Annotated in this window: 21 protein-coding genes; 8 read left to right on the top strand and 13 right to left on the bottom strand. The window is 71.8% G+C overall.

Annotation, left to right across the window (positions count from 1 at the left end):
* Positions 1-7: 7 nt before the first annotated feature.
* From Cba03nite_RS40360 to Cba03nite_RS19895, 3 genes are all read right to left on the bottom strand, one after another.
* A complete protein-coding gene (locus tag Cba03nite_RS40360) occupies positions 8-2,581 on the bottom strand; it encodes a rhamnogalacturonan lyase (protein ID WP_203748255.1) in 2,574 nt (857 codons plus the stop codon).
* Positions 2,582-2,688: 107 nt separating this feature from the next.
* Positions 2,689-3,528 carry a DUF6999 family protein gene (locus tag Cba03nite_RS19900; protein WP_239125891.1) on the bottom strand — a complete coding sequence of 280 codons (840 nt, stop codon included), beginning with the start codon at positions 3,526-3,528 and terminating at the stop codon, positions 2,689-2,691.
* Positions 3,525-5,438 carry a 3-oxoacyl-[acyl-carrier-protein] synthase III C-terminal domain-containing protein gene (locus tag Cba03nite_RS19895; protein WP_203748253.1) on the bottom strand — a complete coding sequence of 638 codons (1,914 nt, stop codon included), beginning with the start codon at positions 5,436-5,438 and terminating at the stop codon, positions 3,525-3,527. The genes Cba03nite_RS19900 and Cba03nite_RS19895 overlap by 4 nt, the downstream gene beginning before the upstream one ends.
* Positions 5,439-5,543: 105 nt before the next feature.
* Here Cba03nite_RS19895 and Cba03nite_RS19890 point away from each other — a divergent pair, with 105 nt between their 5' ends.
* Positions 5,544-6,209, top strand: a complete 666-nt coding sequence (locus tag Cba03nite_RS19890; RefSeq protein ID WP_203748251.1) for an SRPBCC family protein — start codon at positions 5,544-5,546, stop codon at positions 6,207-6,209.
* A gap of 158 nt (positions 6,210-6,367) precedes the next feature.
* On the opposite strand, the gene Cba03nite_RS19885 is transcribed toward Cba03nite_RS19890, so the two are convergent.
* From Cba03nite_RS19885 to Cba03nite_RS19850, 8 genes are all read right to left on the bottom strand, one after another.
* The gene (locus Cba03nite_RS19885) at positions 6,368-6,757 is read right to left on the bottom strand and encodes a hypothetical protein (protein WP_203748249.1); all 390 of its coding nucleotides are present in this window, start codon (positions 6,755-6,757) and stop codon (positions 6,368-6,370) included.
* Between the two features lie 457 nt (positions 6,758-7,214).
* Positions 7,215-7,901 carry a Type 1 glutamine amidotransferase-like domain-containing protein gene (locus tag Cba03nite_RS19880; RefSeq protein WP_203748246.1) on the bottom strand — a complete coding sequence of 229 codons (687 nt, stop codon included), beginning with the start codon at positions 7,899-7,901 and terminating at the stop codon, positions 7,215-7,217.
* A 104-nt stretch (positions 7,902-8,005) separates the two neighbouring features.
* Positions 8,006-8,635 carry a response regulator gene (locus tag Cba03nite_RS19875; protein ID WP_203748262.1) on the bottom strand — a complete coding sequence of 210 codons (630 nt, stop codon included), beginning with the start codon at positions 8,633-8,635 and terminating at the stop codon, positions 8,006-8,008.
* A 17-nt stretch (positions 8,636-8,652) separates the two neighbouring features.
* Positions 8,653-9,765 carry a MacS family sensor histidine kinase gene (macS, locus tag Cba03nite_RS19870; protein ID WP_239125890.1) on the bottom strand — a complete coding sequence of 371 codons (1,113 nt, stop codon included), beginning with the start codon at positions 9,763-9,765 and terminating at the stop codon, positions 8,653-8,655.
* 71 nt (positions 9,766-9,836) lie between these two features.
* Positions 9,837-11,054 carry an adenylosuccinate synthetase gene (locus Cba03nite_RS19865; RefSeq protein ID WP_203748259.1) on the bottom strand — a complete coding sequence of 406 codons (1,218 nt, stop codon included), beginning with the start codon at positions 11,052-11,054 and terminating at the stop codon, positions 9,837-9,839.
* A gap of 2 nt (positions 11,055-11,056) precedes the next feature.
* On the bottom strand, positions 11,057-12,025 hold the full coding sequence (locus Cba03nite_RS19860; protein ID WP_203748240.1) for a hypothetical protein: 969 nt from the start codon (positions 12,023-12,025) through the stop codon (positions 11,057-11,059).
* Positions 12,026-12,035: 10 nt separating this feature from the next.
* Entirely contained in the window at positions 12,036-13,010 is a 975-nt protein-coding gene (locus tag Cba03nite_RS19855; protein ID WP_203748237.1) for a molecular chaperone DnaJ, read from the bottom strand.
* A complete protein-coding gene (locus Cba03nite_RS19850) occupies positions 13,010-13,738 on the bottom strand; it encodes an NUDIX hydrolase (protein ID WP_203748234.1) in 729 nt (242 codons plus the stop codon). Before Cba03nite_RS19850 ends, Cba03nite_RS19855 begins: the two co-directional genes overlap by 1 nt.
* Positions 13,739-13,844: 106 nt before the next feature.
* Here Cba03nite_RS19850 and Cba03nite_RS19845 point away from each other — a divergent pair, with 106 nt between their 5' ends.
* The 5 genes from Cba03nite_RS19845 to Cba03nite_RS19825 all read left to right on the top strand — a co-directional run bounded on the left by Cba03nite_RS19845 (position 13,845) and on the right by Cba03nite_RS19825 (position 20,210).
* Positions 13,845-14,504 carry an MSMEG_1061 family FMN-dependent PPOX-type flavoprotein gene (locus Cba03nite_RS19845; protein ID WP_203748231.1) on the top strand — a complete coding sequence of 220 codons (660 nt, stop codon included), beginning with the start codon at positions 13,845-13,847 and terminating at the stop codon, positions 14,502-14,504.
* The gene (locus Cba03nite_RS19840) at positions 14,497-15,333 is read left to right on the top strand and encodes a TIGR02569 family protein (protein ID WP_203748228.1); all 837 of its coding nucleotides are present in this window, start codon (positions 14,497-14,499) and stop codon (positions 15,331-15,333) included. Before Cba03nite_RS19845 ends, Cba03nite_RS19840 begins: the two co-directional genes overlap by 8 nt.
* A 154-nt stretch (positions 15,334-15,487) precedes the next feature.
* Entirely contained in the window at positions 15,488-18,241 is a 2,754-nt protein-coding gene (locus Cba03nite_RS19835) for an AfsR/SARP family transcriptional regulator (RefSeq protein ID WP_203748225.1), read from the top strand.
* Between the two features lie 275 nt (positions 18,242-18,516).
* On the top strand, positions 18,517-18,834 hold the full coding sequence (locus Cba03nite_RS19830; protein ID WP_203748222.1) for a hypothetical protein: 318 nt from the start codon (positions 18,517-18,519) through the stop codon (positions 18,832-18,834).
* Positions 18,835-18,959: 125 nt separating this feature from the next.
* Positions 18,960-20,210, top strand: a complete 1,251-nt coding sequence (locus tag Cba03nite_RS19825; RefSeq protein WP_203748219.1) for a Clp protease N-terminal domain-containing protein — start codon at positions 18,960-18,962, stop codon at positions 20,208-20,210.
* On the opposite strand, the gene Cba03nite_RS19820 is transcribed toward Cba03nite_RS19825, so the two are convergent.
* Positions 20,200-20,811, bottom strand: coding sequence for a CGNR zinc finger domain-containing protein (locus Cba03nite_RS19820; protein ID WP_203748216.1), 612 nt, complete (start codon positions 20,809-20,811; stop codon positions 20,200-20,202). The genes Cba03nite_RS19825 and Cba03nite_RS19820 overlap by 11 nt on opposite strands.
* Positions 20,812-20,897: 86 nt before the next feature.
* On the opposite strand from Cba03nite_RS19820, the gene Cba03nite_RS19815 reads away from it, so the two are divergent.
* Positions 20,898-21,440 carry a hypothetical protein gene (locus Cba03nite_RS19815; RefSeq protein WP_203748213.1) on the top strand — a complete coding sequence of 181 codons (543 nt, stop codon included), beginning with the start codon at positions 20,898-20,900 and terminating at the stop codon, positions 21,438-21,440.
* A gap of 56 nt (positions 21,441-21,496) precedes the next feature.
* Here the strand turns inward: Cba03nite_RS19815 and Cba03nite_RS19810 are convergent, their stop codons facing one another.
* Positions 21,497-23,206 (bottom strand): glycosyl hydrolase family 8, encoded by a 1,710-nt coding sequence (locus tag Cba03nite_RS19810; protein WP_203748210.1) that lies wholly within the window; start codon positions 23,204-23,206, stop codon positions 21,497-21,499.
* A gap of 292 nt (positions 23,207-23,498) precedes the next feature.
* Between Cba03nite_RS19810 and Cba03nite_RS19805 the strand changes: the two genes are divergently transcribed.
* A complete protein-coding gene (locus Cba03nite_RS19805; RefSeq protein ID WP_203748207.1) occupies positions 23,499-24,824 on the top strand; it encodes an ABC transporter substrate-binding protein in 1,326 nt (441 codons plus the stop codon).

Raw genomic sequence — 24,824 nt, 5'->3', positions numbered from 1 at the left:
CCGATGATCAGGTCAGCATCCGGATGATCGAGTCGGCCTGGTATGCCAGCGCCGCGCGGGCCGCCGCCGAGACGCCTGGCCCGTCCAGCTGCTGTACGAAGCGCCGTAGCGCACCGGCTGCCGCGTCCGCGTTACCGCCCCGCACCTGCCCGTCCGCGTGGACCAGCAGCGCGGTCAGCCGGTGCGCGTCACGTGCGCGTACGTCCCCGCTGCGCACGCACCCGTCCAGCGCGTCGCGCAGCGCGTCCACACTGCCAGGGGCCCAGTAGTCGGGCATCGGCACCTTCGCCCAGTCGACGTCCGAGGCGAGGTAGAAGCCCGGGTACGCCGGCTGGTTGTAGGACGTCTGCTGCCTGGCGATGTCGGCCCGGTACTGCGGGTCGTGCATCAGCGTGAACATCTTGCGCTCGGTCACCTCGGTGCTCAGATGGATGCGCAGCGCCGTGCTGTCCGCCGTACGCAGCAGCAGCTCCTCCCGCCAGTCCCCGAAGACGTCCGCGACCAGGGCGGGGTTGCCCTTCGTGCCGTTGTTGGCCAGGGTGCCCTCGGCGGTGAGCAGCCGCCCGCGCCGCCAGTCGTCGACCGTCGGCGTCTGCAGCACGGTGGTGGCGGTGCCGTTGACGATCTGGGTGGTCATGTCGGCCGCCCACCGGATGCTCATGTTCGTGCCGGGCGTGGTGGGCGCCAGCAGGTCGCCGTCGGCCGAGAACAGGCCGATGCCCAGGTCGGCCGCGTTGGGCGGCATGGCGGGCCACACCTCCAGGCCCCGCACCTCGGGCGCGACGTCGCCGACCATGCCCCGGCCGGTGTCCCGGCCGGTGTAGTCACCGAAGATCACTTCGCCGGTACGGGCGTCGCGCAGCGCGTGCCCGTACGGGGCGAACGTGCCGCCCTCGTGCACCATGTAGATCTCGAGTCCGGGCCGCTCCGGGTCGATGTCGGTCACGTGCAGCGCGTCGCCGTGGCCCACGCGCACCACCGCGCCCGGATCGGCGCTGCCCGGCGGCAGCGGCGCGAACGAGCTGTAGAGCAGGCTGCCGTCGTCGTCGAGCGTGGCCCCGCCGTAGACGATCTCCTGCCTGCCGTCGGCGTCCACGTCCGCGACGCTGAGCGAGTGCGCGCCCTGCGTGGTGAGCGTGGCGTATTCGGGATCGGTGCCGTCGCGGCCGTGCGGGGAGTCGTTGAACGGGTTGCTCATCGGCACCCAGCCGCTGTCGGCGTACCAGTCCTCGGTCAGCCGCTTACCGTTCCAGTGGTAGGCGACCAGCGTGGTGCGGGTGTAGTAGCCGCGGGCGAACACGGCGGACGGGCGCCTGCCGTCCAGGTACGCGACCGTGGCGAGGAACCGGTCGACGCGGTTGGCGGGCTCTATGCGCGCCATCGCGTAGTCGCCCCAGCGCAGGCCGTCGTCGGTCCGGCCCGGCTTGTACGGGATCGTCTCCAGCTCGCGGCCGGTCCCGCCCTCGAAGACGGTCAGGTACTCGGGCCCGTCGACGATGAAGCCCTGGAAGGCGCGCAGATTGTTGCGGGTGCTGCGGCCGGGGGCGTACACGTCGACGAAGTAGTCGGCCAGCGCTCGCGCGTCGGCCCCGGACAGCGGATAGGTGTAGGCGCGCGGGATGCCGAACGCGTCCTCCAGCGTCGCCGGCCACCGGCCCGCCACCACCTCGGGGTGCCGGTGCCAGCCGAGGAACATGTCGACGACGTGCTCGTAGTAGCCGGCCGCGCTGAGCCGGTAGTCGTCCTGGTGCGTGTACCCTGCGGCCCGGTCCTGCCGGGGCATCGTGATGTAGCGCTCGGAGGCTACGCTGCCGTCCGGCCGGTATCGGATGACCTTCGTGCCCGGCGCGGTCTTGAACATCATCTCCGACCGGCCGTCGCCGTCGAAGTCGTAGACCAGGAACTGCACGTAGTGGGCACCGGCGCGGACGTTGACGCCGAGGTCGATCCGGTGGAGCAGGGTGCCGTCGAGCTCGTAGGTGTCGATGTAGACGGGGCCGGTGTAGCCGACCTGGGAGACGTCCTTGGAGTTCGAGGGGTCCCACTTGACGACGTACTCGTACTGCCCGTCGCCGTCCACGTCGCCGACGCTCACGTCGTTGACCGAGTAGGTGTACGCCTCGCCGGCCGGGGTGACGCCGTCGGCGGGCTTGCGCAGCGGCACGTCGAGGTGGTTGCCGGACCAGGGCGAGACCTCGTCGCTGAGGTCGACCTCGGCGTCGCCGACGACGGCGGCCACCCGGTACGCCGAGCCGGGCGTGCCGTCCCGGTCGAGGTAGTTGGTGCTGTCGGTGACCGTCGCGATGCGCTGCCCGTCGCGATACACGTGGAAGGCCGGTCCGGCCAGGCCGGTGTCCGTATGGCCGGTGACCTCGTGCCCGCGCAGGCGCCAGCTCAGGAACGTCCCGTCGGCGGTGGCCGCGGCGACCAGGCCGCGGTCGAGGCGTTCGAGCTGGACGGCGGGGATGCCGTGGGGGTGTTCGCGGTCGCCCGCTGACGCGGCGGGCCCGGTGAGGATCAATGCCACCGCGCAGGCGGCGGCGATCGCGCGCGGGGCGCGGGGTCGGGTCCGAGGACTCATACGTGATCTCCTCGTCGAGGGGGTGCCACCGACTCCGTCGGAGTAGGGATGCGACGCAGTCGGAAAGCGCTTTCAGGAATCTGAAACGTTACAACTATCGATGCGCGTCAGAGTCGTGTCAAGCGCTCGGTGGCACCGCGCCCTCCCGCCGCCAGCGCGACGAGCCGGGCATGGGCGTACTCGTGGACGACCGCGTGCTCGTACACCGCGCGAGGCACGTCCAGGCCGCTGTCCACCCGCACCACCACCCCGCCGGGCCGCCAGCGCAGGAACGTGTCGTCGCCGGTCAGGTCCGCCAGCACCGTCATCAGTGACTCGTCCAGCCGCATCGAGTGCACCGCCCGCCGGTACTCCTCCGTGGTCAGGCACAGCGCGAACGGGATGTTCATCAGGCACAGCGCCGTCTGGATGTCCAGCCGCAGCCAGCGGCGCACCTGCGGCGAGGCGTCGATCGGGGGCAGGCCCAGCATCGAGAAGTCCAGCGGCCCGCGCGGCCCCGGCCGCCCGGCGCCCAGGGCGATCAGCACGTCGTACACGTTGACGTCGTGCTCGATCACGGCCCGGTCGCCGAGCCCGGCCAGGGTCGTCGGGCGCAGCTCCGGCTCGGGCACCCCGGCCACGCCGCTGTTGCGCGCGATGAACGCCAGCAGGTCCGTCTCGATGAGGAAGTGCCGGATCAGCAGCTCACCGGCGCGCGGTGAGACGAACCGGCGCAGGAACCACACGCACAGCCGGTCCATCACGGCGTGCGCGGAGAACGTGACCGGCAGCAGGGTCTTCACCACGCGGATCAGCCACACCGCGACCCGTGACACGATCCGCGTCGGCGGGTACAGCCAGCGGCGGGTCCACTGCCGCTGGTCGGCGACCACCATCGCCAGCACCTCCCGGGCGATCGGCACGGTCGGGTCGGCCATGACCGCCGTCCACACGGTGGGGCCTCTCACGCGTCCACCTCGGCCAACTGCATCGCGTACAGGCGTGCGACGACCTCGGCCGTGCGCACCACCCGGGCCGCGGCCGCCCGGTCCGGCACGGCCTCGCGCAGCAGGTGCGCCAGCTCGGCGAAGTGCGCGTCGTCGGCCTCACCGTGGTAGCCGAGGAACGTGACCTGGTCCTCGCGCAGGCCGAGCTGCTCGCGCAGCGCCCGCGCCCAGCCCAGCACCAGTCCCGCGCCCAGCCCCTCGATGACGAACATCGCGCCGAGCAGGTCCACCGGGTCCGGCTGGCTCGCCTGGTGGAACACGTACGCCGACAGCGCCTCCGACCCGATGTTCTTGCGCGCGCTCCGGATCTCCTCCAGGGTGCCGCCGACCGCGACGAAGTCCCGTTCGAGCAGCTGGTAGTCGCGGTGCTCCTCGGCCGCGTGTTTGATCGCGGCGCTGCGCAGCGCGAACATGTCCACGGAGAAATTCGACGCGGCTCGGCTGATCCACCGCCCGCCCTCGACCACCTGCTGGCGCAGGTGCACCAGCAGCCGCCGGTAGTCGTCGAGGGTGGCCGTGCCGGTGTCGATGCGGCTCACCAGCGGGGTGGCCCGCACCTGCCGCTCGAAGTCCTCCCAGACCCGCGCCAGCTCCAGCACCGTCCACCGCACCAGGTCCCCGTCGTCTTCCCGGGCGACCAGCGGCGAAGGCGTCGAAAGCCGCCGCGCCGCTGCCGTGCCGGCCGTGGCCGCCGCGGGCCGGGCAGCCGAGACGGCCGGCACCGCCGCAGGCCGTGCCTGTGCGCCGACCGCCTCCGGCTCACCGGCGGCGACGCAGGTCAGCTGCGCGAACGCGAGCGAGTAACGGCCCGACTCGGGCACGATCAGCAGGATCCGGTCGCCGGGGGAGAACCGGCCCGACCGCCACGCCTCCTCCAGCATCACGAAGATGCTGGCGGCCCCCGTATTGCCGCGCGTGTGCAGGTTGGTGTACCAGCGATCCTCGTCGATCATCAGAGCGGCCTCGCGCAGCAGGCCGAAGATCTCGCCGCGGAAATGCTCGGCGCTGTAGTGGCACAGCACGTGGTCGATGCTGCTCGGGCTGAACCGGCCCGCCCGCACCAGCGCCATGTAATCCCGCAGGCCCAGCCGGAACAGCGCCGGCAGCGACTTCACGTCCTGACGCAGGCGCACCAGCCCGGCGCGTTCGGCGGTGGCCACGTCCGGCCCGTCCAGCCAGGTCTGCCCGGCGACCGGCTCACCGCCGGCCGACATGCACACCGGCTGCTGCCCGGCATGCGACACCAGGCGCGTCCAGTCCAGGCGCAGGCTCAGCCCGTCCGGGCGCGGGCTCGGCTCCAACACCACCGCGCCCGCCCCGTCCGACAGCGTCCAGCGCAGGAACTCCGCGTCGAAGGTGGTCCGGTCGCCTTCGTACCGGCTCTGCCGCAGCGAGCGGCTGACCAGCTCCGATCCGACCACGACCGCGGCCGAGTGCTCACCCAGCCGCACCGCCCGCGCCGCCGCCGCCAGTGCCGCCATGCTCGACGCGCACACCCCGCCCGCCGACAGCACCTCCATCGGCGGGCCGCCCAGCCTTCCGTGCACCATCGAACCGAACCCCGGCACCAGCAGGTCGCCCTGCGTGGTGCCCGCGGCCAGCATCGTCACCGACTCCAGCGGCAGGTCCCGGTCCTTCAGCGCCCCCTGCACCGCGGCCGCGGCGAGTTCCTCGTTGAGCATGGTGACCGAGCCGTGCTCGTCCAGCGCGTAGTGCCGGGTGCGGATGCCGTTCGCGGCCAGCACCCGCGCTCGCAGGCCCGCACCGGCGGTGCCCGCGCCCAGCCGCCGCGCGATCTGCTCGGCGTCCAGCGGCTCGCCGGGCAGGTAAGCGCCGAACCCGGTCAGGTACACGTTCGGGAAAGCAGTCATACCCCCGATTCAGCCAGCCGCACGGCGGCCGCGTATCCGCTCAGGAACTCAAATGCGGATGTGCGTGGTACTCAGCGCGGTCAGTACATCCAGGGTGCGCTCAGCATGATCGGCCCGATGCTCGAGGTCCGGTGTGCCTGCGACGCGACGGGACGGCGGCTCGCGGCGACGGGAAGTATGCTGCTCGTGTTGAGCGTTCGCTCAAAAGATTGCGAGGGCATCATGATCGCCATCAAAGGCGCTGGTGGCGGTCGGGTCTTGGTGGTTACCACGAGTGTGACGCTCGGCGTGGATCCGGTCGAGGTGTGGCCACTGCTGACAAATTCGCGGATGGATCGAGCACCGCGCTGCCCGGTGTTCGCCGTCGGCACGCCCCGCCCTGTTGCCTGCGCGTTGCCCGATGGCGTCGGAGGTGTGGGTGCCCAGCGCGAGTGTCGCGCAACCCAGGGGGTGGTTCGCCAGCGCATCACGCGCTGGGAGCCGGCCGAGGTGCTGGAGTTTCGCATGGAGCAGACCGATCTTGCGTTCGCGCGCTGGGTGGCCGGGATCGACGAGCGGTTCCAGCTGGCCCCAGCCGACGGCCGGACCCGGCTCACCCGAACCACCACCGTCGCCATGCAGGGCGCATTTCCGGCCCTCACTGCCGTGGCGATGTCCGTCGGGCTCAAGGCGGTACACCGGCATGTCTTCGGGTCATGGCGACGGCAATGCCAGAATCTCAGCCCGATGGCTGGCCAGCCCGGGAGCCTCGCGAACTTCCGGACGGCCTAAGGCTAAGCCGTTACGCGGTCGCCTTCGGCGAGCCTTGCCCCGCCCGGAGAACCTCGGGCAGGGCAAGGCTGCGCGACCGAGGATAATCCTCGGTTGCCGCATTATGCGGAGGCAGTTGAGCTGCCTTGTCTCAGAGGTGAGCGGATCAGCGATACGAATTACAGGCAGGCGTAAGTAACGTTCATCCCGTCACCGTTGTCATCCCCACTGATGTTCGTCAGATTCTGCAACGACATCCAGCCGTAGGTGGAGGTACCTGAGACACGGACGTACCACCAGATGTTCCCATACGAGTTCATCACCTCGCAGTGCTTGAACACCCTGGTGCCGACGGCCAGGGACCTGACGGTGCCGCAGGAGGAGTATGGGCCGACCTTGAGGTTCGCGGTCACCTCCATGGTGCCCGCGCCCTCCCCGTTCGGGAACGAGGAGTACTCGTTGCAGTTGTCTGCCGCCTGAGCCGCGGGCACAGGGGAGACCACGAACATGGCAGCAGCAGTGGCGACGGCTACGGCAGCCCTTGCCATGGACATTTTCGTGACCCTCATTTGATTCTCCTGGCGTGAGTCAGCGCGTACTGATGCAGTAGGCACTGAATGTGTCCGCAGATCTCGCGGTCGCTTGTTCAGCGCATGTCATGCTCCTTTTTGGATTGACGCGGCACAACGTCCTTTCCCCGAGCCGAAAACACCGTTGTCGGCTCCGCAGCGGGGAGCCGCCCTCGCCGGCCGTCTCCGCGATTGCGTAACCGTAATCAGCCATGCCGATTCCAGTCCCCACCGCGTCCGGCCTGAGAACCCGGCGGCAGGTCGTGCTTTACGCGTCGATGCCGCGCGGCCGCAACGCGAAGGACCAGTCCAGCTGCCTCGATGTGGCCGCGCTGGCCGGCTCATGCGCCCTTTCCGTCGGGCGCCGACTGACCCGCTGTCCCCTGCCGTTCTGGTGCAAGGCGGGCGAGGCACGCTCATTTCGTCGCGATCCGCGTCGGCTTGGCCGCGGGCTACGTCAGGGGTTGATCAGTCTCCAGTCTCCCTCGGAGATGACCTCAACAGTGCCATCGACCACCTTGATGGCGGTGTTGTCGTCGATGGCGTAGGTCGGGACCGGGATTCCGGACGCCCACTTCTGGATGTTGGACAGCTCGGTGTCCTCCATGTCCGGATGATTGAGATGGGGGTACAGAGTGAAATCCACCAGCCCCAGCGCCCGGTCGGCACCCTGCGCCATGTCGCTGCCGTCGGGGACGAATTGAAGGTCGAATTCGGCGTCGCAGTTGTACGGGGTGACCGCGATGCTCCCGGCGCTGACCCCGACATAAACCGTGTCACTCAGCGACGGCAGGAGGTCGGCCAAGCCCGACCGGCGCAGCCAGTAGGTCAGGTACAGCACATCGCCGCCCCAGACGAGGAGGGCATCGGCCTCCCGGACCGCCGGGATCCAGTTCTCTTCCCGGATGGTCGGCAGTGCGGTGAGCTCCAGAATGCCCAGTGATTTCCAGCCGACCTGAGTCAGCGGGATCGGGGCCTGGCCGTGAATCGCCTTCCACGCCCTCACACCTCCGCCGGGGAAGGGGTAGACCCCGGTGGGGATGAACAGGGCCGTGGACTCGGCGATCGGCTTGCCCAGCAGGTCGACGAGCGCGTCGGAGATGCTCGGATTGCAGATGCCCGCCGACGTGAGAAGGAACTTCATGTGATCCGCTTTCCTGACGCACCGCAATGACGGCGATCATGTCGCCCGTGAGCACCATCGTCCCGGAGCGCTGACCCGAGCGACACATCGACACAAAGCACCTGCTAGCCGTCCAGGCCCTGCTCGATCGCGTATCGCACCAGCTCGACCCGGTTGTGCAGCTGTAGCTTGCCCAGCGTGTTCTGGACGTGGTTCTGCACGGTGCGGTGCGACAGGGTCAGCCGCTCGGCGATCTGCCGGTAGGTGAGCCCCTTGGCGACCAGCCGCAGCACCTCCGTCTCCCGGTCGCTCAGCCGTGGCGCCTCCGGCCCGTCGCCCGGCGCGGCCGCCAGCCGCCGGTACTCACCCAGCACCAGGCCCGCCAGCCCGGCCGTGAACACCGCGTCGCCCTCAGCGGTGCGCCGCACCGCGTCCAGGAACTCCTCGCGGGCCGCCGACTTGACCAGGTAGCCGGCCGCGCCCGCCTTCACCGCGTCCAGCACGTCCTGCTGCTCGCCGCTGGCCGACAGGACCAGCACCCGCACCTGCGGCAGCGCCTCGACCAGCCCGCCGATGACCTCGACCCCGGACAGGTCCGGCAGCTGCAGGTCGAGCACCACCACGTCGGGGCGCACCGACCGGGCGATACGCACCGCCTGCGCGCCCTCGCCCACGGCCGCGACCACGTGGTATCCGGCGTCGGTCAGGTCACGGGCCACACCCTCGCGCCACATCGGGTGGTCGTCCACCACCATCACGTCCACCACGGCGTTCAGCCTAACCGGGGCACCGGGACCCGAAGCTCCACCTCGGTGCCCTGCCCAGGTCCTCCGCTGATCGCGACCGTGCCGCCCAGGTCGCGGATGCGGCCCTGGATCGACTGCGCCACCCCGAGCCGCCCGGACGCAGCCGCCTCGGCCAGCCTGCCGGGCGCGATACCCGGACCGTCGTCGCGGATCGATACGGTCACCGCGTCGGGCTCCTGCTCCACCAGCACCCACGCCCGCGCGGCCGGTCCGCCGTGCACGGTCACGTTGTCCAGCGCGCTGCCCGCCGCCGCGGCGACCTCCGCCGCCACCGCCGCAGGCAGCAGCACCGGTGTCGCGGGCGAGGACACGGTGACCCGCGGCGAGCCGTACCGTCCCAGCAGCAGCCGCAGGTCGGCGGTGCCCGCGGCCGCGGCCGTGTCGTGTACCCCGACCAGGGAGCGCAGCACCGCCTCCTGCTCACCGGCGAGCCTGCCCAGCTCGGCGGCCTCACCGCCCAGCTCGGTGCCGCGGCGCTGCACCAGCGCCAGCACCTGCAGGACCGAGTCGTGGATGCCCCGGGCCAGGCGCTCGCGCTCGCGGGTGGCCGCCTCCAGCTCCACGGCGCGCTGCAGCCGGGCCTCGGCGTCGTCGGTCAGCCGCGACACGTAGCCCATGACCCCGCCCGCGAGCAGCAGCAGGACGGTGCCGTTGACGGTGGCGGAGGTGACCGCGCCGCGCAGGAACAGGTCGGCCGCGCCGACGATCAGTGCGGCGATGCCACCCGCGCGGCGTCCCCCGCGCAGCGCCCAGACCAGCACCACCCCGGCGACCCAGGCCATGGGCAGGGTGGCCCCGCCCGCGGCGAGCCGTTCGGCGGGGACCACCAGCATGGACACGAGCAGGCAGGTCAGGGTGACGGCGAGGTCGGCGGTCAGCCAGGTCCAGCGGCGTCCGGCGGGGTCGTGGTAGCGGACTCCGGTGACGACGGTCCAGGCCACCATCGCGGCGAGCACGGTCCAGCCGAGCCAGGGCCGGGTGTGTTCGCGGGAGCCGGCGAGCATGAGGACGGTGGCGTACACGAGCGCGGCGCCCCGGAAGACGGTGACGGCCCGCCACAGCGGCGCCTGCAACCCCATACGCGCGTCCTCCCGGTGGTGGATCATCGTGGCCTGTCAGCCAAGTGGACCGCAGGCGCGGCTGTCAACCGTCACCACGGCCCGGACAGCAGTGTCTTGTCCGAGTAGGCCGGTCCGTGCGAGGTGACCATGACCGGAGCGCCGAGCACCTCGCCGACGTCGCCGAATCCGGTGTACACCGGTGTGGCCGCAGCCAGGGTCTGAGTGAGTTTCTCCTGGTACGCCAGATCGCCAAGCTCTCCGGGCACGATCCTGTCGAGTTGCTCGTAGGCCAGGCACATCTTGAGATCGTGGCGGTCGGCCGCGTCCATGTGCGTGACGGCGAGCGCGTCGACGCCGCCGCAGACCTCGACGGCGTAGCGATGGGCGACGGCATCGAAGTGACCGGCCCGCCACGCGCCCTGCCACGGCCCGTGGCTGTTGTGGCGCTCCGGAAGAGCCGCCGTGAGCTGCGGGTCCTCGGTGACGAGCGGGCCTGCGCCGTGGCGCGTGGTGTAGGTGCGCACGACACCCAGGCGCAGGGCGTCACCGCCGCCGTTCTCCGCCAGCAGGGTCTCGGCGTTGTCGAAGGTGGTGGTGGACCAGGTGGTGTACGGGTGCCAGCCGCGCCACTCGTCCAGCAGGACGCCCTGGGCGCCTTCGAACACGCAGCTGCCTTCCAGCAGATGCCGGGACGAGGAGACGAAGCGGACGGCGGTCCCGAACCACCGGAACGCGTCGGCGACGTCGGCGACCGGCGGCGCGTCGAGCGGCCCGAGTTCGGCGGTGAGCGCGTCGCGGATACCGTGCAGCTTGCGTGCCAGCGTCGCCCGAGACTCGGTGTCGCCCGCGCGTACGGCCAGGTCAGGGTGCGCCAGGGCGAAGGCGGCGGTCTCGCCGACGCCCATGCCGCAGGAACCGTGCCGGTCGTCGCCGCGGGCGGCCTCCCGGCGCCGGTTGGCGGCCCGGTGCCACGGCGTTGTCAGCAGCGCCTGCCGGTCGACGGTGAGCAGCTCGAACGGCGCCGCCACCCCGAGTGCGGCCAGGTGTTCGGCTTCGGCGGCCAGCGCCAGCGGGTCGACCATCATGAACCGCGACAGGTGGGTGGGGACCCCGTGCAGGGTGCCGGAGCCGAACTGGGCGAAGGTGTGGTGACGCCCGTCGGGCGTCACCACGTTGTGGGCGGCCTGCGCGCCCCCGTTGAACCTGATCACGGCGGTGACCGGGCGGGTCGCGCAGAGCCAGTCCACGATGGTGCCCTTGCCGGCGTCGCCGTAGCCGAGGTCGACGACGATGACGTGCCGGAGCAGTGTCACAGCCGGGTCACCGGGGTGGCCCGGTCGCCGCCGAACCCGGCCGGCAGCGCCGAGCGCACCAGCGCGCCACGGGTGCTTCCGAGCGGGGCCAGGGCCTTGCCGACGGTCGCGCCCGCCGACGACCCGGCCTCGGCGAGGTCGGTCAGGCCCGAGTCGAGGTCGGTGGCGTCCTCGCCGAGGCCGACGGTCAGCGCGATGGTCTCGCAGACCGCGTCGAGGTCGTCCAGCTCGATGACGTGCTGGCCGAGCAGGCCGCGCCAGTAGGCGAGGATCTCGGGATCGCCGGTGTGCCCGGCGTGCGCCGGCATGATGAAGTACACGTCGTAGCTGCGCCGCAGCTCGGCGAGGATCGCCTCGGTGCTGATCGGCTCGGTGATCGTGTCGCCGATGAAGCGGCGCACCTCGGCGGGCTTGACCTGCCGGTAGGCCATCTCGTCACCGATGATGAACAGGTAGCCGCGCCTGCCCCGGGCGGTGGCGTCGAGTGCGGTGTGCCGGGCCATGAAGTACATCGCCAGCTCGTAGGACTCGGTGCGCTGCCCGCCCCCGCCGCCTTCGAGCAGGATCCGGCCGAGGTCGTCGTCCATGCGGTTGTCGGACTCGAACTGCCCGATCTGCAGCGGCGCCTTGTCGCAGGTGGCGTCGCCGATCGCGCCGAACAGGATCTGCGGGTCGGTGCAGTAGTCCTTGCGGATCAGCAGGCCGAACAGCTCGGGCAGTTTCGTCTGCAGCATCCGCGGCACCGAGCCCATCGACCCGGTGACGTCGAACAGGATCGCGATCGGGGTCGACTGCGGGTGCTGGTCGCTGTCGCGGCTCTCCCGCACGGTGACGCCGTGCGGGTTGAGGGCGTCGTGCACGGCGCGCGCGCCGGAGTCGCTGTGCGCGAAGGCGCTGGTGCCGGTCGCCGCGCGGTACTTGGCCGCGGCGCTGTAGACGTCGGTGGACCATCGTCCGCTTCCCATGTTCTGCTCCTCAGAGGGTGAAGGGTCGGAACGTGCGGGGCCCGTAGAGCGCTTCGAGCAGCTCGTCGAGTTCGGCGAGCAGCCGCCAGGCGTCGTGCGGGCGGGTGTGCTGGTGGGGCAGGGTGCAGCCGTGGGCGAACCGGGCCAGCGCCGGTGGTGTCCGGTCGCCCATGAGCCAGGTCATGCAGCGGGTGGCGAGGTGGATGTCGGTGGCCTCGTCGGCGGGCCGCCTGGCGGCGACCTCGGGCGGGTAGAGGTCGCGGTATGCGGCGGCGAGCGCCGGAACCGTCTGGCCGGGCCCGGTGACGCTGTAGCACCAGTCGACGAGGACGAGGCCGTGCTCGCCCGGGTGGATCAGCACGTGGTCGGGCACGACGGCGCCGTGGACCACGCCGGCGCGGTGGGCGTAGCCGACGGCGACGAGCAGCCGCCGCCACATCCAGGCCGCGTCGCGCGGGTCCACCCCGCCCGGGTAGGACTGCTTCACCCGTGCCAGGGACACGAATCCGTCCTGGTGGGCGAGCACGGTGGCGGTGCGCCGGTCGCCGCCGGCCGGGTCGCGGTGGGTGAACGAGTCGATCAGCCGGGGTGCGTACGCCGCGTGGCGTGCGTCGCCGTGGGTGCGCAGCCGGGTCAGGGCGTGTGCCTCCCGGCGCATCAGGTCGCTGTCGGCGGGATGGCGGGGCAGTTTCAGCAGCGCGCTGCCGCCGTTCAGCTGGTACAGGTCGGCGATGTCGCCCGCGTAGGCCAGTGGGCCGACGCGGTAGGCGCCAAGGCGGGTGGTCATGGTGACCCCGTCGCGGTGTGCGGCCCACAGGTCGGCCAGCCGGGCGAAGGCACGGGTCGCGGTCGCGACGTCCGGTGCGGCATCGGGGTGCAGGATCTTGGCGAGCGTCCGGTACGCGTGCGCGCCGTCCGCGCCGCCGAACAGGTCGGCGGGGGAGCGCGCCGCCATCACCCGGGTGACCGCGTCGTCGAAGCTCATCACTGCTCCTGCGGGTTCGGCCGCAGCAGCGCCGGGTGCAGGATGCGGGCGCCGCCGGCCCGGTAGAGCCGGGAGCGGGGGCCGCCGCGTTCGCCGCCGCGGCTGGTCGTGGCGCCGGTGTCCTCGACGAAGCCGGGCACGGACAGCACCTTGCGGTGGAAGTTGCCCGCGTGTGGCTCCTCGCCCCAGACCGCGGTGTAGACGCCGCGCAGCTGCGCGATCGTGAACTCGTCGTCGACGAACGCGGTCGCCAGCGGGGTGTACTCGAGTTTGGCGCGGGCGCGTTCGAGCCCGGCGGCGAGAACCCTGTCGTGGTCGAACGCGAGCCCGGTCGCGTCGCCGACGGGCACCCAGCGGGCCGCGGCGGCGTCGCCGCCGACGTTCGGGTCGGGCAGGCGCGGCGCGAAGGCGAGATAGGCCACCGACACCACCCGCATGCGGGGGTCACGGCCCGGGTCGCCGAAGGTGGTGAGCTGTTCGAGGTGTACGCGGGGCAGGATGCCCGTCTCCTCGGCCAGCTCCCGCAGCGCCGCCTCGTCGAGCGTCTCCTCCCGGACGAATCCGCCGGGCAGCGCGAGGCGCCCGGCGAAGGGCTGCTCGCCGCGCTCGACCAGGAGCACATGGAGCACGCCGTCGCGGATGGTGAGCGTGACGACGTCGACGGTGACCGCGACGGCCGGGTAGGCCCTCGGGTCGTAGCCGTCGAGGAACTCGCGTTCGGTCACCATGCGCCATGTCCTTCTCAACTTGAGATAAACTCGAACTGAGAAGAACGGTAGACCCTGAACCGTCGGCGGTCAACCCCCTCCGCGTCGGTCCACTAGGGTCGGCGGCATGACGCAAGCCTTCGCTGACAGCGCCTTCGACTCGTTGCGCCTGGACGCCGTGGCCGACCAGGAGGAGCTCCGCCGGGTCTACGAACTCCCCGGTCCCGCGGCCGTACGCAAGCAGATGACCGAGCTCACCGAGCAGACCCGGCGGCTGATCGAGTGCGCGTCGCTGGTCCTGGTCGCCAGCGTGGACGCCGACGGCAACTGCGACGTCTCGCCGCGCGGCGGTCCCGCCGGGTTCGTCTCCGTCCTGGACGCACGGACCGTGGCCATACCGGACGCCACCGGCAACAAGCGGCTGGACACCTGGCAGAACGTCATCGCCACGGGCCGGGCCGGGCTGCTGTTCCTCATCCCGGGACGCACGACGACGCTGCGGGTGAACGGCCGGGCGTGCATCTCCACCCGCCCCGAGCTGCTCTCGCAGCTGACCGCCGTGGGCAAGCCGCCGGCCAGTGCGCTGGTGCTGGGCATCGAGGAGGTCTACCCGCACTGCCCCAAGTCGCTGATGCGCGGCGGGGTCTGGCAGCCGGAGCAGTGGCTGCCCGCGGACGCCCAGCCGACCTCGGCCGAGGTGACGCTCGCCCAGCTGCGGATGCCGGGCCTGACCATCGCCGACGTCCAGCAGACCGAGGCCGACGCGCTCAAGTACCGGTATGAGTGACGGGCCGCACCGCGCCGCCGGGGTCGGCGCGGCCCCTCCACGAGAGGTCCTGGCGGCGTTCGGTGCTCGCGGGGAGGCAGACCTGCTGCCGGGTGGGCAGGGCCGGACCTGGCGTTCCGGTGAGGTCGTCGTCAAGCCGTGTGGGCTGGCCACCGAGGCGGCATGGGTCGCCGAGGTGCTGTCGACGATCGAGGAGACCGGGCGGTTCCGGGTCGCCCGGCCGGTGCGGGCGGCGGACGGCGGCTGGATTGTGCGGGGCTGGCAGGCGTGGCGGCTGACGCCCGGCAGCCCCGATCCCCGGCGCTGGGACGAGGTCCTCGCGGCCGGGGAAGCCTTCCACGAGGCGCTGGCCGGTCTGGGGTGCCCGGCGTTCCTGAAGGACCGCGAGGACCCGTGGACCTTCGGCGACCGGATCGCGTGGGAGGAGCTGCCACTGCGGGGCGGTGAGGAGATGGCGGAGCTGCTGGAGCCGCTGGCCCTGTCACGCAGGCCGGTGGACGTGCCGGCCCAGCCCGTCCACGGCGACCTGCTCGGCAATGTGATGTTCGCCGACGGCATGGCGCCGGCGGTGATCGACTGGCCGGTCTACTGCCGACCGGCGTCCTGGGCGTCGGCGGTGGCGGTCGTGGACGCGCTGACCTGGCATGGAGCACCGGCGAGCCTGGTGGAGCGGTGGTCCGACCGTGCGGAATGGGACCAGATGCTGGTCCGCGCGCTCATGTACCGGATCGCCACGAACGAGGGCCTGCGCCGCGCGGAACTGCCCGTGCGAGAGCACGTGAAGAGCTACCGGCCGGTGGTCGATCTGGTGCTTGATCGGGCGCGGTAGCGCAGGTCGGCCCCCGGAACAGGCCACCGTGAGTCGGATGCCTGACCGGAGACGAACAGATCACGCGATGTAGCTGGCAGCGCGGCGGGAAGGCTTAGGCCGTCGTGATCGCGAAGCCCCCCGTGCCGAGGTGGCGGCCGTAGAATCCGCGGACGTGAGATTCGACCTCCTCGGACCGCTCCGGATCGAGCACGACGGCCAGGAGATCGAGATCCGGCGCAGGCAGGAACGCTGCCTGCTGTGTGTGCTGCTGCTGGAGCCGGGGCGGCTCATCCCCACCGAACGCCTGCTGGACCTGCTGTGGGCCGGCGACCCGCCGTCATCCGGCCGCGCCACCCTGCACACCTACGTGGCCCGGCTGCGCGCCGTGCTGGCGCCCCATGGCGTGACGCTCACCGGCCGAGGCGGCGGCTACCGGATCGACGTCCCCGCTGAGACCGTCGACCTGCACCGATTCGCCGACGGCCTGGACCGCGCGGCGCACACCACCGACCCGGCCGAGCGGCTGCGCATCGTCGAGGCGGCGCTGGCGCTGTGGCGCGGGCCGCTGCTGGCGGACGTGGCCGACGAGCAGCTGCGCGCCCGGCTCGGCGTCGGCGCCGACGAGCAGCGGCTGACCGCGCTGGAACTGCGGGCCCGTGCCCAGCTCGAATGCGGCATGCACCGGCAGGCGGTCGATCCGCTCGTCAGCCTGGCCGCCGAGCACCCCTACCGGGAGGGGTTCACGGAGCTGCTGATGCTCGCCCTCTACCGATGCGGCCGCACCGCCGACGCCCTGCAGTCCTACCGCGACCTGCACCGGCGTCTGGTGGAGCAGGTCGGCGTAGAGCCGGGCCCCGCGTTGCGGCGGCTGCAGCAGCAGATCCTCAACGACGACCCCGCGCTGCTGCCGCAGAGCGGCGCCGGGCGTCGGTTCCTGCCCTGGGACGTGCCCGACTTCACCGGCCGCGCCGACGAGCTGAGCTGGCTCGACGACTACTCCCGGCAGGTGACCACCTCCGGGGCGGTGCTGATCACGGCCATCGGCGGCACCGGCGGGGTGGGCAAGACCGCGCTGGCGGTGCGCTGGGCGCGCCAGGCGGCAGACCGGTACCCCGACGGGCAGCTGTACCTCAACCTGCGCGGCTACGACGAGCGCCAGCCGTTGGCACCCGGTGACGCGCTGGCCCAGCTGCTGCGCATGCTCGGTGTGGACCCGGTGCCGGCCGACGTCGAGGAGGCGGCGGCGCTCTACCGCGACACGCTCGCGCCGCTGCGGGTGGTCGTGCTGCTCGACAACGCGGCCACGGTGGAGCAGGTGCGCCCGCTGCTGCCCGGCGGAGCCGGCAACTTCGTGATGGTCACCAGCCGTGCCCGCCTGCTCGGGCTCGTCGCCCGCGACGGCGCCCAGCGGCTCAACCTGGCGGTGCTGCCGGAGGAGGAGGCGGTGGAGCTGATCCGCCGCATCCTCGGCCCAGCCCGGGTCGACGCCGAGCCCGACGCCGCGAAGGCGCTGGCCGCCGCGGCCGGGCGGCTCCCGCTGGCGCTGCGCATCGCCGCCGCGAACCTGCACGAGCGGCCGCGCCAGACCATCGCCGGCTACCTGGCCGAACTGTCCGGCGGCGACCGGCTCGGCTCGCTGACCGTCGACGACGACCCCGACACGGCCGTACGCACCGTGTTCAGCCACTCGTACCGCCACCTGAATCCCGTTGCGCAGCAGACGTTCCGGCTGCTCGGCGCCGTACCCGGCCCGGATCTGACGGCGTCGGCGGCGGCCGCGCTGACCGGGCTGCCCGAGCCGGAGACCGCCGCGGCACTGTCGGCGCTGTGCGACGCCGGTCTGCTCACCGAGCGGCACGGCCGCTACCAGATGCACGACCTCGTCAAGCTCTACGCCGCCGAGCTGGGCGGTGCCGAAGCCGGCACCGAGGCCGCACTCGAACGGCTCACCACCTGGTACGTCGCCGCCTGCGCCGCCGCGGACCGCTGCCTGAAGGCCGACCAGATCCTGCCGTTCACGCCGCCCGAGCCGCCACCGGTCGCGTTCGGCGACACCCTGGCCGCGCTCCACTGGTTCGACGCCGAGGCCGACGCGATCATCGCGATCGTGGCGGTCGCCGAGCAGCGGCTGCCCCGGCTCTGCTGGCAGCTCACCATGCTGCTGGCCGGCTGGCTGGAACGCCGCCGCACCCCCGCCGAACGCCTCGTCCTGCTCACCACCGGGGTGCGCGCCGCGCAGGCCGCCGGGGACACCGCCGCGCAGGCCAGCGCCGAGAGCTCGGTCACCGGCACGCTGTACTACCTGGGCCGCTTCGACGACGCCATGGCCAGCGCCCGGCGCGTGGTCGAGCTGCGCCGCGGCCTCGACGACCCGAAGGCGCTCGCCCTGTCCCTGTCCCGCCTGGGCATCTCGTACGGCCACGCGGGCCGTGACGCCGAGGCGGTGGCCGTGTACGAGGAGAGCCTGGCGCTGCTACGCGACCTGCCCGACGGGCGGCTGCTGACCGGCACCGTGTCCAACAACCTCGGCTGGGCGCACTACCTGGCCGGGCGGCACCAGGACGCGATCGGGTGCTACACCACCGCCGCCGACGTGGCCCGCTCGCTCGGCGACAACCGGGGCGCCTCGTTCGCCGAAGGCAACCTGGGCCTGCTCCACGGCGAGCTGGGCGACGAGGAACGGCGGCTGCTGCACTGGCGGCGCTCGGCGGAGGCCGGTGAGAAGGACGGCGACCGGCGGCTGATCGCCAACGCGTACGACCACATGGGCCAGGCACTGGCGGCGCTGGGCGACACGGCGCAGGCCCGGGAGCACCTGGGGCGGGCGCTCGCGCTGTACGAGGAGACCGAGAACGCCGAGGACGCCGACGCGGCCCGTGCCGCGCTGGCTGCGCTGGCCCCGGGCGCGGCCGTGCCGCCGCGCTGACGTCGCACCGGTCGCGCTGCCGTCGCGTGGTAAGGCCGCGGTAAGGGCGCTCGGTGACACTGTTGCCGCCGCAGCATCGGGGGTCGCTGAGTGGCCGGAACGCGAGGACGTGTTCCGGCTCTCGGCGGTGCTGGATGCCACCGGCGGACACGCGCTGGCATCTCGGCCGTCGCCCGGCTCACTGCTGCCAGCTCCTGTCACGTTTCGCCATACCGGTTCATCCGGCAGCGCCGCCATGGGGGCGGGCGATGCCGGCGTCAACGGAAGGTAGGAGCATGAAGCACAAGGGAACTGCGCTGCGCCTCGCGGTGGCCGGCCTCGCCGCCGCCGCTGCGGTCGTTCTGCCCGCCACCAGCGCGCACGCGGCCGTGAGCAACTGCACGAAGTGGTACCCGTCGGAGACCAGCTTCTCGGTCAACTGCGCCGTGACCTCGGGAGACGGCTACCGGGCGAAGGTCAAGTGCTACTCGCTGAGCAGCGACAGCTACGTCTGGCGGTACGGGACCTGGCGCTACACGAGCTACCAGACCTCGACCGCATACTGCCCCACCGGTACCTATGCCGCCGAGGGCACGGTCCAGCAGACCGTCTGATCCGGCCAGGCGGTGCCGTCGCCGCAGCTCTGGGCGGCGACGGCACCGCCTTCCGTGATCGGCGTACCCCCGGATCTTTCCCCGGTGTGGCAGTATGCGCGGGACCTAGGGGAGGGCGCCGCGCCATGCTTGATCGTTTCACCGAGGAGGCGCGGCAGGCGCTGGTGATGGCCCAGCGGGCCGCGCGCGGCCTGCGCTACGACAGCCTCGACACCGGCACCCTGCTCCTCGGCCTGCTCACCGACCACACCGACGCCGTGGTCAAGGCGCTCGCGCAGCAGGGCATCCACTTCGAGGCGGTACGCGGCGAGCTGGCGTCCCGCCGTCCGGCATCCCATCCGACCGAACGCAAGAGCGCCGTGCCCTACACGGCCGAGTCGATGAAGCTGCTCGACACCGCGTTCCGGGAGTCGCACCGGCTCAAGCACCGCGGGCTGCTGCGCTCCGGGCACCTCGTGCTGGCGATGGCGCGTACGCCCGAATGCGGGGCCGCGCACATCCTGCGGGCGCTCGGGGCCGACTTCACCGCGGTCGAGCTGGCGGCCGCCGCGAACCACGTGCCGTCGGTCCCCGAGCCGGACGTGGTGCTGTCCGACGAGTTCCGGGCGATGCTCGTCCGGCAGACCGGCCTGGCCTGGCCGAAGCCGCGCATCCACGTGTTCTCCGCGGTCTTCAGCGGGCTCTGGTTCCTGGGCACCCTGGCCTTCATCCTGGCGGCGAGCCCGGTGGCGGTCGGCCCTGAACTGGTCGTCGGCCTGGCCGCGGCGATCCTGCTGCCGGGGTTGCTGCTGCTGGCCGTCCGCCTGCGGCGGGCCCGCGTTCCCACCCCGAAGGGCGCGACCCTGGTGCCGAGCCCGCCGGAGGTGACGGCGCTGGTGGCGAGCTGGGGCATCACCGACTTCGCGATCTGGCTGCGCGACGACTACGAGCTGGACGACCATGCGGTGCGGCTCGGCTCGCGGGCGCGTATCGGCGTGTCTCGCGAGGTCTACAACCGGCCTGCCGAGTCGGGCTACGTGATCGCGCACGAGCTGGCTCACCTGCTGCGCAACGATTCGGCGCGGGGCCTGGCCGAACGCTGGCTGGAGCGCAGCGTGATCATTCCCATGCTGTTGACCCTCACGCCGTGGATCTGGGGCGTCGTCCTGCTGGGCCTGGTCCTGCACCGGGTGGTCAAGAACTGGATGGCCGAGCTGGGCAGTGACCACATCGCGGTGACGCTGCACGGCCCTGAGCAGCTGGCGTCGTGGGTGGAGCGGACCGGTTCCTCCGCGGCCTGGCTGTCGTTGACCCATCCGCCGTACGCGTGGCGGATGTGGCTGGCACGCCGCCATGCCGCGCAGCGCCCGGGGCAGGGAGAGGTCGCTAGCCGGTAGGGCCGCGGCGGTGGGCGTACGCGCGTACCTTGGCGCGGTTGCCGCACACGGCCATGCTGCACCAGCGCCGCCTGCCCCGCGCGTCCAGGAACAGCCAGCCGCATTCGTCGCCGGGGCAGGCGCGCACCGTGTCGCGGGCCGGGTCGGTGAGCAGGTCGGCGGCGGCGCGGGCGCAGGCGAGCAGCGGCAGTTCCAGCCCCGTGTCGCCGGGCAGGATCCAGCGGGCCGTGCCGCCGTCGCGGGTGAGCACGGCGGCAGCCGCGGCTCGCCGTGCCTGGTGGGCGACGTGCGCGAACGCGGCGTCGTCGGTGGGGTCGAGCAGGACGTCGTGCAGCGCGGTGCGCAGTGTGCGCACGTCGTCGAGGACGCGGGTGGCGGTGGCCGGGTCGGCGGCGGCCTGCTCGCGCAGGCGGGCGGTGTCGGGGGTGGGCAGCAGTCCGGTGTGGCCGGTCCAGACGGCGAGCCGGTCGTAGTCGCGCAGCCAGTCCCGGTGCGGGCTGGGCGGGCTGTTCCAGCCGCCCCAGGTGTTGCACAGCTCCAGGCCGGGGTGTCCGGCGAGCAGGAGCGGCATCGGGTATCCGTCGACCTCGGTCCATTGCACGTCGACAGTATGCCTTGACGGATGCGGTGCTAACCACTAAATCTTAGAACACCGGTGTTGCTGTCCTAAGTGGTTAGGAGACACATGTGCCCAAGCGAGTGATCGTTCGTGCGTTGCTCGTCCCGCTGGTCGCGGTCGCGGCCCTGCTCGGCCCGGCCGCACCGGCCGCGGCGCAGTGGCGCGGCTACCACCCGGAGCCGTGGCGGCCCTGGGTGCAGGAGGGGTGGACCGCCCCGGCGGGCCGCTACTGCTCGTTCCCGCTCCAGGTCGTGGTGGTGTCCCAGGACATCCGGACCCGGGTCACCGCGCGCTACGCCGACGGCGCGGTCCGGCTGGAGGAGTTCGCCGGGCCGCTGACCGTCGACTTCGTCGACGCCGGCTCCGGGCGGTCGGTGCGCCGTGACGCGGGCGGCTCGGGGGTGCTCGAACGCCGGCCGGACGGCAGCTGGCTGCGCTACACCATCATCGGCCCGGCCGGGTTCGGCTTCCGTCCCGGCGACGCGTACCCGCTCGGCTACTACATCCTCGACGGGCTGCACGTCATCTCGTTCGACCTCGACGGCGTGCGGTCCATGGCCGTCGCCGTGGGCAGCCAGGAGAACGTCTGCCACTCGCTGGCCGCCGCCTGATTCCGTCCCGGCGGGCGAAGGGCCCCACGTATCGCCGTGGGGCCCTTCGCGGTGCGTCACGGGGTCCAGAAGTTGCCCGAGACCACGATCATCGTCTGGAGCTGCAGGCTGGCCGAGTAGTAGCCGGACGTGTCCAGCGGCGTCGCCTTGATCTTGTTCCAGAGCGCGTCGAGCCAGGCCTGGCTGCCGGGGTCGGTCATCGCGGCGACCGCGAACGGCGCGAAGAACGCCGCCTCGGAGCCGGAGCTGATCGCGGTGCCGTTGAGCGCGTACCCGACGGCGATGCTCGACGGGTTGCCGCCGGTCTTGGTCTTGACCCAGCTGTTGAGCTTGCGGGCCGCCGCCAGCGACTGCGCGTCGCCGCTGGTCACCGCGTCGGCGCCGATTCGCCACGGGTCCCGGCAGGCGTTCCACCAGTACTTGCCGTCGTTCGGGTCCTCCAGCACCTGCCCGGTGGCGGGCTTGGGCGTGGTGTTGGTGTTGATGACGAAGTCGGGCAGCAGGCCGGTGCTGGGCGCGTACCCGCTCTGCAGCGCCGCGGTGACCGACTGGTGCTTGGCCAGGATGGTGTCCCAGGCGGTGTCGCCGGTGGCCTTGCGGTAGGCGCGGAAGTGGCCGGGCATCCAGTCCGAGGTGCGGCTGATGTAGTAGTACTGGTCGCCGGCGCTGCTCCAGTCACCGAGCAGGGTCAGTTTCGTGGTCGCGTTGATCTCGCTGGCCTTGATCGCGTTGATGCGCTGCACGGCCAGCGACTTGTAGTTGTAGGTGCCGGTGCTGCCCCACTGCTTGTCGGCCAGCAGCAGCCCGTACGCGATCTCCAGGTCGCCGTCGGTGGCCGAGTCGGAGCCGTTGACCGAGGTGCAGGAGGTGTTCTGCTCGGCGGCGTGCAGGTTCGGGTTGTTGACCGACGGGTGCGCCAGCACGTACTTGAGCAGCCCGTCGAACTGGGTCTTGGCGTTCGGGTCGGCGCCGGCCATCAGCGCGGTGATGACCATGCCGTAGCCCTGCGCCTCGGCCACGTACGGGTGGTCGGCGTCGGGGGAGTAGACCTCGTACCAGCCGTTGCCGCAGTTCTGCTTGACGAACGCGGCCTTCCAGGTGTTGTAGTAGCTGATCACGGTCTGGTCGTGGGTGGCCGCGGCGCCGGTGAGCTTGAGCGTGCCCGCCGCGTACGGCCGCAGGTGCGAGCCGAACGGCACGGCCGGCCCGCCGGGCGGCGGGGGAGAGGCGCTCGGCGAGGTGCTCGGCGACGGGGTGCCCGAAGGCGGGTAGACCTCGAACTCGAACAGCGAGTAGCCCCAGGCGGTGCCGCGGGCGGTGCCGTACATGCGCACGTAGCGGCCGCTGCCGGTCAGGCCGGTGAGGTCGTCGACGCCGCCGTTTCCGGTGGTGGTCGAGTAGACGGTGGTCCAGGTGCTCGCGTCGGGGGAGACCTCGATGCGGTAGGCCTTGCCGTAGGCGGCCTCCCAGCGCAGCGTGACCTGCCCGATCTGCTGGACGCTGCCGAGGTCGACGCGGATCCACTGCGGGTCGCTGCCCTCGGCGCTGGCCCAGCGGGTGCTCGTCGAGCCGTCGACGGCGTTGGCACCGCCGAGGCTGGAGGTCTCGGTGGAGGAGACGGCGGTGGTACGGCCCAGCGCCAGGTTGGTGGCGGCCTGGGCGGAGGTGGCGAGCATGAACCCGCCGAGCAGGGTGCCGACGGTGGCCACGGCCGCCGTCGCGAGCAGGGGACGCAACCTGCGTGGCCGTGCTGTTCTGCGCATCATGCGGGACTCCCTGGTTGAGGGGGGCAGGTCCGGATGGGTCGTGACCTGCGGTTTCGCTGTCGATACGAGCTGGCGTGGCGGCGTTGGCACGCCTGGGCGACGGCCCAGGGCCCCGGGCTTTTTGGGAACTTACGTCAGCCGATGCCCGCCGCACAAGACGGTTAGGCAACCTGCCTAACAATTCCCGGGACGCTTGACGCGGCTCCCGTGGCGGCTCTAATCTCCCGCCATTAGTAAATCAGGTTGCCTAACCGTTCGTGATCCCGCACCGCCCCCTTAAAGGAGACCCTCGATGCATCGTGCCCTGAAACGGCGTACGACCCTGGTGGTCGGCGTCGCCGTGGCATTGACGATGTTCTCGGCGTGCACCCCGGCCGAGGCGCCCAAGCCCATCGCCACACCGGGTGTGGAGCCCACCGGCACGGTGGAGCTGTGGCACTTCTTCACCGACCGTGAGGCCAAGGCCCTCGACGACACCCTGGCCAGGTTCAAGGCCAAGTACCCGAAGGTGACCCTGACCGTCAAGGGCGGCCAGGACGACGCCAAGGTGACCACGGCGATCGGTGCCGGCACCGGCCCGGACGTGGCCATCAGCTACTCCACCGACATCGTCGGCAAGTTCTGCGCCGCCGGCGCCTGGGTCGACCTGAACCCCTACCTGCAGCGCGACGGCGTCGACCTGACCGCCATCCCCGAGGTCGCCCGCTCCTACACCGAGTTCCGGGGCAAGCGGTGCGCGATGCCGTTCCTGGCCGACGCGTACGGCTTCTACTTCAACAAGGCCATGTTCGCCGAGGCCGGGCTGACCGAGGCCCCGAAGACGCTCGCCGAACTGTCCGACATGGCCAAGAAGCTCACCAAGCGCAAGCCCGACGGCACCATCGAGCGGGCCGGGTTCCTGCCGCTGTTCGGCTTCTACGAGAACTCGCCGTCGCACTTCGCGCCCATGGCCGGGGCGAAGTGGCTCAACGCCGACGGCACCTCCGCCATCGGCGCCGACCCTGCGTGGAAGGCGCTGCTCACCTGGCAGAAGGAACTCGTCGACTGGTACGGCTACGACAAGCTGGAGAAGTTCCGCGCCTCGCTGGGTGACGAGTGGTCGGCCGACAACGCCTTCCACAAGGGCAAGATCGCCATGGCCGTCGACGGCGAGTGGCGCATGGCGTTCCTGAAGGACCAGGCGCCCGAGGTCCAGTTCGGCGTCGCCCCGCTGCCGGTGCTCTACGCGAGCCACGCCGGGGCCGGCTACATCTCCGGCAACGTCATCGGCGTATCGCGCACCGCCCGCAACCCCGAGGCGGCCTGGGCGCTGATCAAGTTCCTGACCACCGAGACCGACAGCATCGTCGAGCTGTCCAACGGCATCCGCAACGTGCCCACCACCACCGCGGCGCTCACCTCGCCGCAGCTGCACGTCGACCCGGCGTTCCAGGTGTTCCTGGACATCTTCGCCAACCCGAACTCGGGCACGACCCCGCCGAGCGCGATCGGCCCCGGCTACCAGGACACCCTGTCGGAGTTCCTGATGGCCTGGCAGTCCGGGTCCAAGAAGGACCTCGCCGCAGGTCTGGCCGACGTCGACACCCGGGTCAACAAGATGATCGAGCTGGCGGGCTGA

The sequence above is a fragment of the Catellatospora bangladeshensis genome (assembly GCF_016862575.1).
GTDB lineage: Bacteria > Actinomycetota > Actinomycetes > Mycobacteriales > Micromonosporaceae > Catellatospora > Catellatospora bangladeshensis.
The sequence above is the reverse complement of the archived record's forward strand: the minus strand, read 5'-3'. Positions and strand labels throughout refer to the sequence as shown.

Excerpts from the sequence above, each read along its gene's own strand:
- Cba03nite_RS19845 (WP_203748231.1), top strand. The coding sequence starts at position 13,845 with ATGACGCAAGCCTTCGCTGACAGCGCCTTCGACTCGTTGCGCCTGGAC.
- macS (WP_239125890.1), bottom strand. The coding sequence starts at position 9,765 with ATGGGGTTGCAGGCGCCGCTGTGGCGGGCCGTCACCGTCTTCCGGGGC.
- Cba03nite_RS19890 (WP_203748251.1), top strand. The coding sequence starts at position 5,544 with ATGATCGGCCCGATGCTCGAGGTCCGGTGTGCCTGCGACGCGACGGGA.
- Cba03nite_RS19860 (WP_203748240.1), bottom strand. The coding sequence starts at position 12,025 with ATGGGAAGCGGACGATGGTCCACCGACGTCTACAGCGCCGCGGCCAAG.
- Cba03nite_RS19840 (WP_203748228.1), top strand. The coding sequence starts at position 14,497 with ATGAGTGACGGGCCGCACCGCGCCGCCGGGGTCGGCGCGGCCCCTCCA.
- Cba03nite_RS19810 (WP_203748210.1), bottom strand. The coding sequence starts at position 23,206 with ATGATGCGCAGAACAGCACGGCCACGCAGGTTGCGTCCCCTGCTCGCG.
- Cba03nite_RS19850 (WP_203748234.1), bottom strand. The coding sequence starts at position 13,738 with ATGGTGACCGAACGCGAGTTCCTCGACGGCTACGACCCGAGGGCCTAC.
- Cba03nite_RS19805 (WP_203748207.1), top strand. The coding sequence starts at position 23,499 with ATGCATCGTGCCCTGAAACGGCGTACGACCCTGGTGGTCGGCGTCGCC.
- Cba03nite_RS40360 (WP_203748255.1), bottom strand. The coding sequence starts at position 2,581 with ATGAGTCCTCGGACCCGACCCCGCGCCCCGCGCGCGATCGCCGCCGCC.
- Cba03nite_RS19855 (WP_203748237.1), bottom strand. The coding sequence starts at position 13,010 with ATGAGCTTCGACGACGCGGTCACCCGGGTGATGGCGGCGCGCTCCCCC.
- Cba03nite_RS19825 (WP_203748219.1), top strand. The coding sequence starts at position 18,960 with ATGCTTGATCGTTTCACCGAGGAGGCGCGGCAGGCGCTGGTGATGGCC.
- Cba03nite_RS19895 (WP_203748253.1), bottom strand. The coding sequence starts at position 5,438 with ATGACTGCTTTCCCGAACGTGTACCTGACCGGGTTCGGCGCTTACCTG.
- Cba03nite_RS19885 (WP_203748249.1), bottom strand. The coding sequence starts at position 6,757 with ATGAGGGTCACGAAAATGTCCATGGCAAGGGCTGCCGTAGCCGTCGCC.
- Cba03nite_RS19830 (WP_203748222.1), top strand. The coding sequence starts at position 18,517 with ATGAAGCACAAGGGAACTGCGCTGCGCCTCGCGGTGGCCGGCCTCGCC.
- Cba03nite_RS19875 (WP_203748262.1), bottom strand. The coding sequence starts at position 8,635 with ATGGTGGTGGACGACCACCCGATGTGGCGCGAGGGTGTGGCCCGTGAC.
- Cba03nite_RS19880 (WP_203748246.1), bottom strand. The coding sequence starts at position 7,901 with ATGAAGTTCCTTCTCACGTCGGCGGGCATCTGCAATCCGAGCATCTCC.